A 14,261-nucleotide genomic window follows, 5' to 3' on the forward strand; every position below is an offset into this window, starting at 1 on the left:
ACGCTGTCGCTAACACTGGAAATTGGATAGCAGATACTAATAAACGAGAAATATTCACGAAATATGATACCAAAACCGATTATATTCGCTACCTTTGTGCAAACGTTAAACCCGAATGCAATGTTAGTAAACTTCACTTTCCAGAATTTTCGTTCATTCAGAGACGAAAAAACGCTCAGTATGGAAGCCGGTTCAATCAAGGAATTGAAAGAATCTGTTATCCAAAAGGAATCTTATCGCTTGCTGCCGACTGCCGTGATGTACGGTGCCAATTCGAGCGGAAAGAGCAATGTGCTGCTGGCCTTGATGACCATGAGAAGCGTCTTGTTGGGCAGTGTCCGTCTGAACCCTACCGATGAATTATATTTTCAGCCTTTCAAGTTGGATTTGACCTCGGCCAATGCTCCGACTTCTTTTGAAATCCAATTCCTGCTGGACGATGTAAAATATCGGTATGGATTTGATTATGACAAGACACATATTTGTAAGGAGTGGTTGTATGAGAAGTGTGCCGGACAACGTGAGTTCAACCTGTTTCTGCGTGTGGACAATGAATTTGAAGTATCCAAGACCCGTTTCCCAGAAGGACTGGGTAAAGAGGGAGCCACCCCCTCCAATCGTCTGTTCGTTTCATTGGTGGCTCAATTAAACGGTGCAAAATCCATGCGCATCTTGGACTGGTTCAATAATTGCAATTACCTTTCAGGAATGGACAGCCAAGGATATGAAGGTTTCACTCTCCAAATGTTCAGCAACCGTTTGGAGGGATGCAAGCAGGCTTTGGAATTTTTCCATCATGCCCAACTCGGTTTTAACGAGCTGTTGGTTACTGAAAAGTCATTCTCTGATGAGAGTCTTTCCGGTAAGATGCAAATTCCTGAAGCGTTGCGTTCCAAGTTGGTGGAAGAACTGAAGGGTAAAAAGATAATGGAAGCCAAGACTACCCATAACATCTATGATGAACAAGGCAATGTAAGCGGAATCGGTACGTTTGACAAGGACGAGATGGAATCGGAAGGCACGAAAAAGGTTATCGAAATGTCCGGTCCCATTTTTGACACGCTCAGATTAGGCAAAGTGCTGATTGTCGATGAACTGGATGCCAAATTACATCCCCTTCTCACCCGTAGCATCCTTCAACTGTTTATGAACCCTGAGACTAACCCCCACGGTGCCCAGCTCATTTTTGCCACCCACGATACCAACCTGCTCAATCTTGCTTACCTGCGTCGTGATCAGATTTGGTTTACCGAGAAAGACAAGACTGAATCGTCCGACCTTTATTCCTTGCTTGAGTTCAAGGACGAAAACGGTACGAAAATCCGAAATGACCGAAGTGTGCAAAAGGATTATATCAACGGACGTTATGGAGCTATCCCTTTCCTGAATTAAAATGACATTATCATGGGATTATTACCGAAATATAAGATTGAAGAACTCAAACGTGAGAAACGGGAAGCCAAGGCAGCCAAGAAACGTAAGGAAAACACCCGTTCAAAAATTGTACGTTTCTTGATTGTCTGTGAAGGCTCACGTACCGAACCCAACTATTTTCAGGCATTGGTCAGAGACCGGTATTCGGAAGTCCGGGATGAAAAAATAGTAGGTGAAGGCAAATCGACCTGTGCACTCGTAAAACGGACACTCCAAATCAAGGATGAACTGGAGCGCAAGCGTCAATTGCCATTCGACCGTGTCTGGGTGGTTTTTGACAAGGATGATTTTACGGACTTCAATGAAGCCATCAAGTTGGCCGCATCCTATTCGTTTCAAAGCGCATGGACGAATGAAGCTTTTGAACTTTGGTATTTCCTACATTTCCAATATCTGGATGCAGGCATCAGCCGACATGACTACATTGAAAAATTGCAAAGTGAAATACGGAAGCATCCCGGATATGAAAACTATGAATACAAGAAGAATGACGCATCTGTCTATAAGATGCTGACAACTATCGGTAATGAAGATTTGGCCAAGCGGTATGCAGAACGGCTTCGCTCCTTCTTTGAAGGTGATGAAGACTATAAGGAACATAAGCCATGCACAACAGTTGATTTGCTTGTAATGGAATTGGAAAATCCGGAAAAGCTCCTGTAATATCAAGGTATATCATCTGATTTTCGTGTAAAAGTAACAATCCATTAATGGAGACAATGAAGAAAAACAATAAGGTGTATACGGCTACCTGCCATTCTCCATTTGCAGAAGTGTAAAAATAACAATCCATTAATGGAGAATAGGGTATGGAAAGGGCAGATTTCCAGTACATACGTCTCCCTTATTCCTGAATTATGGGCGTAAGTCACATGATTCAGGAGAGACAGCCACCTTTTTATGGGGAGAGCAGCCGGCAAATGCCTGATGGAAATGACCCGAAAATCACAGGAGAATAGCCGTACAATGGGCTGATACACAATTCCTATTGGAGAATGTTGTCCCCATTAGGGGACAGCAAGTTGTGTTTTCGTTTAACGAAAACAGGACGGTTTAACGGAGAATACACCGATAAACCGTTACTTATTTCAAGCTCCAGCGTCGCTTTTTACATATCTAACTATAATTCATTTGAAATCACAAAACAGATTGAACCGAATGTGGTTAGTTTGTCTGTTTATTTCATGTCCGAATCATTAGTATGCTATGTTGCAAAGTTCGTATTCATTATGAAAAAATCCGCTTACGAGAACAAGATATTCAGGTAATTTGCCATCCTTTCCCCAAAGAAGTTCGATGTTAAAAAGTTCAGAAAGCGTTTTGGCTATGTCAAATCCGAAGGCTTCGAGTGACGGACGCACTTTTTCCGGGTGTCGGCATGGTGTGCCGCAGTTACGCGTACACTCGTTATCTGAGCAGTGAAGACATTTACCTATATAGGCAAATGAACGCCCTCCATATTTCCGTTCCATATCCAATAATTCGCTCTCGATTCGTATCCGTTCCGGTAAAATGAGTTTTTGTGTATATTCAATCGGAATATCTTTGTCTTCAGGGATTATCTTCGTTGCCATAAGATGTGCATACTTGTATTGTCGGAGAAACGATTCCGTATCAAAATCAAATGGAGGACACCCCCAACTTTTACCGTAATTGGTACATTGTTTGCAAAGTTCAAGAAAATGTGGTTCGTCACGGAATTCGGCGATATATCCTTCAACAGTGATGTCTGAAGTAAAATTTTCTACAGTGTATATACTCATTGTTTCAAAATCATTGTACCGCATAAGGAGTCGAAACGGATGTTTTCATTTTGGAAAAGTCTGTCAATGTATCCGCTTTTCTGCATTTCAGACGCGGTCAAGCAACTTAAATTCGGGGTATCTAACAATGCTATCGAATCGCACATGGACAACGCGATGTCAAGTTCATGTGTCGAGAACATGATACATTTTTTCTCGTCGTGGACAAGCCTACGAAGCAACGCCACAAGTTCGTAGCGATTAGGCATGTCAAGAAAGGAAGTCGGTTCATCAAGGAGAATGATAGGAGTATCCTGTGCCAATGCACGAGCAATCATCACACGCTGGCATTCGCCATCCGACATTTTATCCATCGTGCGGTTTGCATAAGCCTCCATTCCCACCGAAATGAGCGATTGCATGACTATCTCCTTATCTGTTTCTTGCATCCTACCTATCCAGTTGGTATAAGGAGCACGGCCTATGGCTACGACATCCTTGCACCGCAGGTTGGCGATGCGCGTGCGCTCGGTCGTGACGACAGCCAGCGTTTTTGCCATATCTTCGGTTTTCATGCAGGCGATGTCGTGCCCGTCGAGAATGATTTTTCCGGAATAACACCGGTTCAGACCGGCTATGGCGCGGAGCAACGTCGATTTTCCTGTCCCGTTTCTTCCGATAAGGGCTGTCAGTTGACCTTTTTTTATCGTGGCATTTACCTCGTGGAGCAACGAGTTTTCTTTGTAACCTATGGAAAAATGCTGTAATTCTATCATGCGGTGATGGATTTGTTGCGTAAAACCACCCATACGACGATTGGGATTCCCAATAGAGCTGTAATGGCGTTGATCGGCAAGGTGAATATTTTAGAAATGATGTCGCAAAGAAGCAATATCGATGCTCCCGAAAGAATTGTTCCGGGCAGAAGGACATGATGATCGCTATTTTGGAAAAGCATTCTTGTGACATGAGGCATAGCGAGACCTATGAAACCTATCGGACCGCAAAAAGCGGTTATCGTTCCGGCGAGCAGCGTTGTCGAGAGAAACAACAGGCTGCGTGAACGCCGAATATTCAGTCCCATTGTTACGGCATATTCCTCTCCGAACAGCAGGAGGTTAAGCGGTTTGATGGTCAGTACCGCCAACAGCAGTCCGGCAAACACCGATGGAACAAGAATCAGAAGTTGTCCGGAGGTGACGTCACCCAAAGCCCCCATCGTCCAAATGACAAAGGCTTTCAGCGATTCCTCTTTGCTGAGGTACTGCAATATCTGCACGACAGCACCTACGCCCGATGAGAACATCATGCCCAGAATCAGGATTACCATGATGTCTTTTATTCGCTGTCCGACGGCAGTTATCACGAGCAACACGACAGCCGCACCCACCCACGCTGCTCCGGCAATGCCTATTGATGAACCGATCCCGGCAAGTACCACAAGTGCCACACCGAGACTTGCACCGGAACTGATGCCAAGGACATAGGGACCGGCAAGAGGATTACGGAAGAGGGTCTGCATCTGAAGACCGCTGACCGATAAGGCAGCCCCGGCCAACAGTGCCACTATAGCTTTTATGAGGCGTATGTTGAGTACGATTTTTTCCGTGGCACGGGAACAATTTCCCCCGGTCAGTGCTGCCCATACATCGCGGATCGGAATGTTGACAGCTCCCACGGCCAAGTCCAGTAAAAAAAGACCGACCGTGAGCGTAATCAATATGGAGAATAATATAGTCGAACGGGAACGCATCTATTTCAGTTGCTTGTAATACACACACTCTTCCTGCACCAGTTCAGGATGGAATATCTTCACGAGGTCGCGGAGCACGATGTCAGGATTCACGACGGCAGACTCGTAATAGTCGTTACCCCCGGCTGTGTTGGTACGGGCGTTGTTGTTATACACCTCTCCATTTTTGAAACATCGGGTATCGGTGAATTTCGGACATGATGCCTTCAAGTCGTCAAGGGAGTTCGCCATTCCCACGTTCAGCCACATGTCCGCATCCGACGCGAGCAGATATGCTTCTTCTAAGTCAATGGGGATAGAAGCGTTTCCCGTGTTCTTCTGGTAGATATAGCGGCCTCCCGCATCAGTAATCAAGCGGGCTGCATAACTTTGGGTTGAAGGCATGAACCACGAGTCGCCATAGGGAACATTAAGCATAACCGAAGGAGTGCCGAGGGTACTGTCGGCCACTTTCTTTTTCAAGGCGTTGTATCTGACCGGGATTGCGGCAAAGGCTTTTTCACCCTTCTCACGTTTTCCTGTGACTTCTGAAAGCACTACCATCCATTCGGCCTTGCCGAGAGGCGACTCTTCAAGATAATCGCCGACATACATGAACGGTATGTCGAGTTCTTCGAGTTTGCTTTCCATTGCGCTTGCGCCGTTCACCCCATAGAGCAGAACGAGGTCGGGATCGAGCGAGAGCAGCAACTCGTAGTTGATGTTCCCTTCATAGCCGACATCGCCAATACTGTCGCGGCGGGCTTGGATGTCTGGGTTGGAAATGTAGTCGATTCCCGAAACGCCGGTTATACACCGGACTTCACCGATTGCGTCAAGCATGGCGATATGAGTGGAAGACATCGCCACGATGCGTTTGGCGTCTCCTTTGAGTACCTGTCCTGCAAACCCTTCGGGAACCTCTTCACCGTTGCGGACGATAAACAGCCATGTGGTTACACTGTCCGCTCCCTGCCAGGGATTCCTGACGGTTATCAGTACGCTTTCCTTCCCGCCCGCCCCTTTGATGTCGAAGCCGGAGGCATATTCGGGAGCATAAAGCAGCAGGTTGAAATCATTGATTTTTGAGCTTTTGTTGTGGCAGCCTGTAAATGCCAGAGAAAGCAACAAAATCAGGCTTAAATTCTTTAATGCGTTCATATTGATGCAGATTATCGTTTACTATTTTTGTTTTTTCCGAACTTGGGTGTTATGCCGATGAATATCTCGAAATTGATGCCCGGCATGGGACGGGACAATACGGAAAGGTATTCTTCATCGAACAGGTTGTTGATGCTGCCCTTTAGCGACAGATCGGCCCATCGGAAAGAGAGCTGTTTTTCCAGTGTCACGTTATTCATGAAGTAAGGGGGCAGATAGCCCGTCAGGGTATAGTCATTACTCGACATGGTATAACGCTGGCTGTAATAACACCATTTGTAAAGCAGGCTCCATGTCCGCCATGACAGACGTCCGGTCACCGTTGCGGAAAACTCCGGCACGTATGGCAACTGTTTGCCGACGGATTGGTCTGCCGGACTCATCGGTTCGCTCTCGTTGATCGAGGGAGTCCACGAGAAAGTTCCGTTCATATCCAGTTTCCAGTCCTTTCCGAGCATTATATCAAGGTGGGCGTTGGTCTCTGCCCCGTAAGCATGTACCTTTTTGAGGTTTCTGGGGGAGAAGAATCCCTTGGTTGTGGGTAGCCAGATGATCCAGTCGTCGATGTGCGAATCGAACCAGTTGATACCACCGCTCAAAGCATATACATTTTCTTTCCCCACCGAGAACGACAACCCCACGTCGTATGTGAAGCCGTGCTCGCTTTTCAGGTCGGGATTACCGCCCGGCAGAAAATAGAGGTCGTTCAGCGTGGGAAAACGGTAGTTCCGGGAGATGGATGCTTTCGCCACGATATTGCCTTTTTTCGACAGTACCCCGTCGATGAAGAAAGCCGGGATAACCGGGGCCCATTCCGTACCGAACATATCCTCGCGAAGGACAAGCGAGGCGGCAAAACGATCGACAGGCCGCCATTTCGCAGAAACGGAACCGGAAAACTCGACACGTCCCTTGTCATACCCGACAACAGCCTTGTTACCTTCCTGCGAGATGATATTTTTGTCCGCGCTTTCCACCAAATGCTGGTGTACGGAAACACCGGCCGTGAACAGCCATTTCTCTGAAGGAGCATAATCCCCGTCCGCACTTCCGTAGAACGTGTTAATCTTACTGCGTGAGCGGGTCATCGAAGCCATTTCGCCGTTTCCCTTGTCCCGCTTGTAATCATAGGCCATCCATGTGTGTATATAGCCGCCTTTTACACCGACCTTCCATTTCTCCCGCACGCGATCCCACGAGAGGACGCCGCGAAACGTCTGCTCCCTTTGGCGGTTCTCGAAGTCCATGTCGTTCCCGTAATCCGTGCTGAGCATCGCCAGTTCCCGGTTGGAATTGATATACCAGGCGTTTAGCCCGAACTTGTCGCCTTCGCCCGTGTTATAATAAATTTCCTGCAAGACGTGCAGATCCTTATAAGCCCCGCTGCGGTTGCGTTCCGTCGGGTAATAGGAACCGATGATGTTCTTGTCCTCGTCATAGATGTTTTCCTTCTTGTCCCGGTTTCGGTATTTGTAGTCGTTGGGGGAAGAGGAATACACCACACGGGTGGAGGACTGCCAGTGTTTGTCACCGTAGGTCAGGCGGAGAAACTCGTCGAACGTGCTGAACGACCCCACTCCCTGCACGTACTGCAACCCGAACCCTTCATGGTTGGCCGGAGAAGTGGAGAGCCTGACCAGACCACCCAAGCCGCCGCCCGTTTCGTTTACCGATGACGTTCCGTGCAGCAGCGAGGCATCATCGATAAAGTAAGAAGGGATGGTGGAAAAATCCGTCATGCCCAGCATCGGGTTGTTAATGCGCATACCATTCCACGTCACTTGGGTATGCGAGGGAGAGGTACCCCGGAAAGCCACGGTGGATAACGTGGCGCGTCCGTAGTTCTTGACAAAAACGGATGAGTTGAATGTCAGCACATCGGCCATAGACAAGGCGATGTTCTCTTTCATGGCGATGGAATCGAAACGGGTTCGTTGCACGCCTATATCCTTCATAGGTCGTTTGCCCACCACCGTAACCTCCGGAAGACGTAGTACCCTTTTGGTAATGCTGACGGAATTTTTCTGCTGGGCGGCAAGCAGAAAGGGCAGGCTTACCCCCACGAACAATAGAATAAGATGTCTTTTCATTTTTGTCCTCCTTCCTCGTTATTTCCAGCAGAAAGCTCCCGGAATGATTCCCACGTAAAATTCATCGATCAGCTTGCCTTGCGGCGAATAGCGATACACGATACCTTGTTGCTGGTAATCAATAGCGTCGGCCACATATACCTCCCCGTTGTTGGGATTGACCGTAAGGCCGTAGTATTTGGTGTCCCGAAACTCCAGAAAAGGCCGGACGGGAACACGGTCGGCTTCCACCGGCATTCGCCAAATATCGTTGTTGATCCAGTAAAGTGTATCCCGTGTACCGTTGAGCTGGACTTCCGAAGGCCAGTCGCCCAGCTTAAACTTGAACTGTTTCTCTACGGTGAAAGTCTCGGCGTCTATACGATAGAGAGACGGTGCCTCGTAACCGTATGGGCTGCCCTCGTAACCGCCATCCGTGATGGTCCACATCTTGTTGTATTTGTCCATGACCAGCGAAGTAGGTTGTATGCCGATGGTCAGTTCGTCCACGACCTTGTCCGTCTCCGTGTCGATTTTCAGGATGCGGTTCTGGTACGACCAGCAGTTCACATAGACGTACTTGCCGTATTGTACCATTTGTTCGGTGGAACCCGATTCCATGTCCATGTCTGGACATTCGATATAGCCGGTAATCTCGTATGTCTTGGGGTTGATGATGAAGATACGGTAGTCCCATATCTGCGTCACATAGGCTTTCTCATCCGACAGAAAATGGATATACCGGGGTGAGGTGAAACCTGTGATACGGCCCACTTCCTTGAAAGTATTGATGTCGATGGCGAAAATCACATGCGAGTTGTTCACCACGATCCAGCCTATACCGTCCCGGATAACCATAGACTGGGCCACATCGCCCAACTTGAACCCGTTGGCACGGTAAAACACTTCATTCTCCACTTCGCACGTGGCGGGATCGTAGTAGGAAAGCGTGGCATTGCTGTACTGGAAATTCCCCTCGTTGGTAATGAAAAGACCAGAGGCCGATACAGAGAAATCTTCCATCTCTCCGTAATCCCATTTCATGCAACTGCCGAAAACTGGCAGGCAGAAAAGAAAAAGGCAAATCCGTTGTATTGTTCTGCTCATTGTCATTCGGATAAAAAAGAGTACCCGAATCATTACGGGTACTCTGGTTAAGGTATAAGGTTTAATCCTGCTGCGTATATTGTTTGTCCTTCATATTTTGGAAGGTTGGGTTATACCCACATTTCGTCACGCTCCAACTTTCCCCCGTAATCATTCCGTTTTCTATAAACTTGCCGAAGAAAGTGTAGTCGGTAAATTTCGTCAAACCGTCAAAAACAACCCCATGCAAGGTCTCCAACTTCTCCATGGAAAGTGTTTCCTGAGAAAGAGAAGTCGCACTTTTTATCTGTAGCGTACCATCTATAGTCTGTAATTTATCACAAGTAATGCCTGTTGCTTTATTAACGAACAACCCTTCACCTCCTACGTGAAGCAATTCCGGAATATCCAGCGATTTACTTTGTAAAGATATTGCTAACGAACCCCCTCCCTCTTTATAATATACAGGAGAAGCTGAACAACAAACTTTGGATAGTAAGGGCAAGTTACAACTGGTAAAATTTCCAGATAAATAGAACTGTCCTCCCACTTCTTTCAAGACTGGCATTGTGATTGAAGCAAACATGGGTATTTGGATATATCCATATCCATCTATGATTTCCAAGTCGGGAAATTTGGCATTGCTTCGCATTTGGCCTGTCACATTTAGATTTCCATATACATGTTGAATTGTCGATATGGTATAATCGATATTGTTGGTGGTTGGCTTACAAGTGAAGTCTTTGATATTCTTGAACGTGATTTCAGGGAACTTATTATTCGTGAGACTGGTGATGACAAAATTTACATTTGACAAATCTTCGGCTGTTTCAATTTTGGAGAGCTGCACCTTGTTTATAATTTCAATCTGGGGCGCTGTTTCTCCGAAGGTTTCAAATCGGGCGTTCGGCAACAGCAGTGTTCCGCTCACATCTTCAAGATAATCCAGCGTGATGCTTCCAAGTGTGGTGATCTTGCTCCAGTCGGGAAGTTGTTTGAGTGCCGTGAAATTCTTTATCTTTATCTGTCCCTTTATCGTTGTCAGTTTGTCCATTCCACCGAAAGCCTGAAGCACGTCATTTCGTTGGGGAACAAAACTACCGGTAGGAGGAGCTTCCATATTGGCTTCCATAATAATACTTCCGTTTACTGTTTCGATTTCCGGAAGGTTGATGGTTTCCAACATCACGGGGACGGTATGGAAATCAAGGCCACCGGTCTCTTTCAGCTTAAGGAAGCTCATGGAAGTCAGCTTGGCAAGATTGTTTACGGACAAGACCCCTCCGACACTTGTCAGTTCCGGTATTTCCAAAGACGCAATCGAACCGGCTGCTGTGTTCTCTTCATTGAGTCCTTGAAGATTCAGATCCTGACCTACAGTAGTCAGAACCGGAAACTCAAAACTCTGTAACGACGACGCATTGAACATCACGCTTCCTTCAATAGTTGCCAGTTTCTCGAATAGGACATACGTCACTTGGTCGTTATATACCGATATGTCTCCGGAGAGCGTTTCCAATGCTTTCATGGAAATCATGTGAAGTTCCGTAGCTTTCGAGGCGACATCGGTCGAACCTACCTGTAAACCTCCGGCAGAAACGATATTATCCAACCCTGTCAAGTCTGCACCGTTGTAACTGTTACGAATGACAATGTTGCCAGTAACCTCTTTCAAAGATGCCAATGCAGATATGTCAGTGATTTTTTCTGCCTCTTCCGCATCAGAGCCGATAATCAGGTTCCCTTTGACAACGGTTGTTTTGGTTGCGGCAAAAGAAGCTACCTCCTCGGTGGTCTTCAACTCCACATCTCCGTCAGATTCTATCTCGCTTTTCACGACCTTATAGGTATATTCGCGGGCATCTCCGTTATAGGATGTCACCCGGAAGGTTCGTTCGTTATCCCAGTCCGTTACCGTTTCAAGAGCAGGTATGATTGTTGCAGAAGTTGTGTACTTGAATTCCACTTCGGCGTTGTTCAGCGATACCGTATAGGGAACGGTTATTGTTACTGTATTGTCCGTAATGTCGGCCGTGTACGATTTCCCGTCCACGGTCATCACGACCGATGTGATGAAATTTTCATCTGCATCTTCAGGTATAATTTCATCGTTTTTGTCACACGCTCCCAAAAAGAACAAGGATAGGAGCATGGGAAGAAAATAAATTTTCATACTTGTAATTTTTATTATTTGGTTAGATCCTCAAAAGAAAATACCTCCGTAGAAACTTCGCCCAGCCAGCCGCTTTTGGCCAGAACACCGCATTGTATTTTGATAAAGTCAATATATTGCAGATTGGCTTCCGTTCCATCGGCATGGATGGCATTGGAAATTTTGAAACCGTTCCTTTGTCCGCTTCCATCCACCGTACTGCCGCCTTCTATCTGGTCGTTTCCGAAATTATCCACGTACCCCCAGTCATAACTCTGATTATCCCAATAACCGGTTTGAGAATCTTGGGTGTTGCGGGCGGCCAGACAAGTGCCTGTCAGGGTATAACTGTTTTCCGAAATCCAAGCCGGATAATAATAGTCTTGTGTATGATAAGCGGACAGATAGTCTACCCAGCCGTTTCTACCGTCGGAACTGATCCATTGGACATCCATTTTTTTGCCTTCCGGACGGTAATAGGTCACTTCAAAATTCTGTATTGTTTCTTCCTTGCCTGCTTCAGATCCTTTCAGTTCGTACCACTCGTCATCCGGCAATCCGTTTCCGTTTATATCTTGCATGACCCATACGATACCCGGTTCGGAACTGCCGTCAAAGGCGTTCCCCTGAACACAGAAATCATATTGGTTACCCGAATTGGGAATACTGTGGTCGAAGCCGACGATGATATAACCCCCGAAAGAACCTAAAGAGACGTGCAGTTTGTCTTTCAAACGCTGTGTTGCCCATGCGACAGCCGCTTCAGGGGATGTTTCGTTGCCGGTCATACCGCCTATCGTGCTCGTCTCGTTGATAAATTGGCCGGGAGCTGGGGTATATTCATAGACTTTATTCCAGAGCTTGGAACTTCCCGAAGCCCGGAAGCCGTCTTGTTCCTTTTTGTCCACACAAACGACTTTTACGGTGGCAGTGACAGCCGTTTTCCCTTTGTCGATATTCCTGCTTATTTTTTCCGTCGGTGTGTCTTCCGACACAGTACAGGAGACGGTGTATTCTCCGGGTGCGGACGGCGTGAACTTGAACATGCGTTCCACTTCTCCTTCCATGACCTGACCGTCCACACTCCACTCAAAACGGGGATTGTCGAAATACTCCAACAACGGACGCAGGAAAACAGGACGGTCGGCAAAAGTGTACCTGTCCGTGGATGTTTGCAGGTAAGACGGGGTCGGGAATTTGACAACGTAGGGCATCGTTTCCACGACCTCTACGCTTACGTCTTTCGTTGTTGTCCCATCTATATTGGAAGCGTTGATTGTCACCGTATAAACACCGAGTTCTTTTTCATTGAAAGTATAAGTATTCTCGGTGGAAACGATTTTTCCTTCCCGTACCCATTCGATTTTGAACCCTTCGACATCCGAATGCTGAATATCGGGAGTAAATGTGTAATCGGTATTCCGGACGACTTTTAGCCCCTGCGAAGGTAGTGCCAGTGAGATGACCGGAGGGGTGAGTTCTTTCACTTCTACTTTCAGTTCCTCTTCGGCATAGCCTTCCGCATTGTCTACTCTTAGTTTGACATAAAAATCCCCGCATTCATTCCATGTACGTTGAAGAGACGGACCCGAAGAAACCAGCGTACCGTCTATCGTCCAAGCAAAAAGAGCATCTTCAACATTCTGGTATGTCGGGGCGATAGTCAATTCGTGATCGACCTTGACCGTGTAAATACCGGTCTCGCTGTCAAGTTCTATTATAGGTTGTCCTCCTACTTCTTCGGTAATGACTTCATCCTTGTTGCAGGAGGTGAACAGCATACAGGCAGAAATAATAAAATAGTGAAAACGATGCATGATGTGTGGATTTTAGAAAAATAACAGGGATACCCCCGACAGAAGGGATATCCTTGTATTCTTTTTATTGTATGGTGATATCATCAATACAGATATAAGCCGGAGTATTCAAACCGTATGCTCCCGAATCCGAACCCTCGAAGTTGAATTTCACACTTTGCACCCCTTCGGCATTGATTTCCCAATAATCCCATGTCGTGATAGGATCAACCTGTTGTTGGCCGTTACGATAATCGGCTAAAAGACGTTTGTAAGTGCGGATCAGACCGCCATTCGCATCATAACATTCCAGATTCACTTGGAAATACCCTTTCATCTCTTTCAGAGGAGTCGCTACCCCCGTAGAACCGAACTGATTACCATAAGTAATGACACCATAAGTGTATGAGGTGTTGCAGATCCACAGGCCGACCAATTTCCGGGGAACATTGAAATAAAATTCTGGTTTAGCCATCCATGCCTGATTGTAAGCATCCACATATCCGTAAACGACACCGAAATTGGAACCGCTGTGCCCGGCTTCCTTATTCTGTCCTTCCGCTTCCACCGCAGTGTTATAGACAGAACATTGGTTTAGATAAGAATACCACCAGTCTCCGGTATTTCCCGACTGATTGGAGCGGATGTTCCAGTTGGAAAGTGCGATGCCGCCGCTGGAATACTCTGTGCTTCCACCTACAGTATTAAACATTGAAAGGAAGAGATATTCTTCCGGAGTATTGTCGTAAATGGTGGTTACTTGAGGATACCCTTGGTACGAATAAAGATTTTCTCCGGCCGAGGTAGGTCCTGCTAACATGCCGGGATCGAAATCATCGAAAGTGATAGTTAAAGTACCGTCCGGATTTGTCACAGCACGGGTTTGCGAAGTTCCGGAATCAACCGGGTCCATCAAAAAGTCATCGTCCGAGCTACAGCCAGAGAACAAGGCGGTTGCGGTAAATAGACAGGCACCTGCCAGAAAGCGTAATTTTCTTTTCATAGGTCACTCATTTTAATGTAAAACATATTATTAACAAACACAAAAAATTCCCGTTCGTGCGGACTTACACGAACGGGAATATGTCT

11 protein-coding genes are annotated in these 14,261 nt (G+C 46.7%); 2 read left to right on the top strand and 9 right to left on the bottom strand.

All coding sequences use genetic code 11. The features are described 5' to 3' along the window. Positions 1 to 120: 120 nt before the first annotated feature. Together ODOSP_RS18310 and ODOSP_RS18315 are read left to right on the top strand one after the other, a co-directional pair. Complete coding sequence (locus ODOSP_RS18310) at positions 121 to 1,392, top strand: AAA family ATPase (RefSeq protein ID WP_013613752.1); 1,272 nt, start codon at positions 121 to 123, stop codon at positions 1,390 to 1,392. A 12-nt stretch (positions 1,393 to 1,404) separates the two neighbouring features. After that, positions 1,405 to 2,097 carry an RloB family protein gene (locus ODOSP_RS18315; protein ID WP_013613753.1) on the top strand — a complete coding sequence of 231 codons (693 nt, stop codon included), beginning with the start codon at positions 1,405 to 1,407 and terminating at the stop codon, positions 2,095 to 2,097. Positions 2,098 to 2,630: 533 nt separating this feature from the next. Here ODOSP_RS18315 and ODOSP_RS18320 read toward each other — a convergent pair. The 9 genes from ODOSP_RS18320 to ODOSP_RS18360 all read right to left on the bottom strand — a co-directional run bounded on the left by ODOSP_RS18320 (position 2,631) and on the right by ODOSP_RS18360 (position 14,175). Beyond that, on the bottom strand, positions 2,631 to 3,197 hold the full coding sequence (locus ODOSP_RS18320) for a DUF2284 domain-containing protein (protein ID WP_004289236.1): 567 nt from the start codon (positions 3,195 to 3,197) through the stop codon (positions 2,631 to 2,633). Further along, positions 3,194 to 3,952: an ABC transporter ATP-binding protein gene (locus tag ODOSP_RS18325; RefSeq protein WP_004289235.1), complete on the bottom strand. Its 759-nt coding sequence runs from the start codon at positions 3,950 to 3,952 to the stop codon at positions 3,194 to 3,196. Before ODOSP_RS18325 ends, ODOSP_RS18320 begins: the two co-directional genes overlap by 4 nt. After that, positions 3,949 to 4,929 (bottom strand): FecCD family ABC transporter permease, encoded by a 981-nt coding sequence (locus ODOSP_RS18330; RefSeq protein WP_004311292.1) that lies wholly within the window; start codon positions 4,927 to 4,929, stop codon positions 3,949 to 3,951. The genes ODOSP_RS18325 and ODOSP_RS18330 overlap by 4 nt, the downstream gene beginning before the upstream one ends. Then, positions 4,930 to 6,069, bottom strand: coding sequence for an ABC transporter substrate-binding protein (locus ODOSP_RS18335; RefSeq protein ID WP_013613754.1), 1,140 nt, complete (start codon positions 6,067 to 6,069; stop codon positions 4,930 to 4,932). It lies immediately after the preceding gene. Between the two features lie 11 nt (positions 6,070 to 6,080). Then, complete coding sequence (locus tag ODOSP_RS18340) at positions 6,081 to 8,159, bottom strand: TonB-dependent receptor plug domain-containing protein (RefSeq protein WP_041557060.1); 2,079 nt, start codon at positions 8,157 to 8,159, stop codon at positions 6,081 to 6,083. Between the two features lie 18 nt (positions 8,160 to 8,177). Then, positions 8,178 to 9,278, bottom strand: coding sequence for a YncE family protein (locus ODOSP_RS18345; protein WP_004293828.1), 1,101 nt, complete (start codon positions 9,276 to 9,278; stop codon positions 8,178 to 8,180). Between the two features lie 28 nt (positions 9,279 to 9,306). After that, positions 9,307 to 11,397, bottom strand: a complete 2,091-nt coding sequence (locus ODOSP_RS18350) for a receptor L domain-containing protein (protein WP_013613756.1) — start codon at positions 11,395 to 11,397, stop codon at positions 9,307 to 9,309. Between the two features lie 14 nt (positions 11,398 to 11,411). Then, positions 11,412 to 13,193, bottom strand: a complete 1,782-nt coding sequence (locus ODOSP_RS18355; RefSeq protein ID WP_004293827.1) for a PKD-like domain-containing protein — start codon at positions 13,191 to 13,193, stop codon at positions 11,412 to 11,414. Positions 13,194 to 13,257: 64 nt separating this feature from the next. After that, on the bottom strand, positions 13,258 to 14,175 hold the full coding sequence (locus tag ODOSP_RS18360) for a DUF4465 domain-containing protein (protein ID WP_007567599.1): 918 nt from the start codon (positions 14,173 to 14,175) through the stop codon (positions 13,258 to 13,260). Between the last annotated feature and the right edge of the window lie 86 nt (positions 14,176 to 14,261).

It is taken from the genome of Odoribacter splanchnicus DSM 20712, assembly GCF_000190535.1.
Lineage (GTDB): Bacteria > Bacteroidota > Bacteroidia > Bacteroidales > Marinifilaceae > Odoribacter > Odoribacter splanchnicus.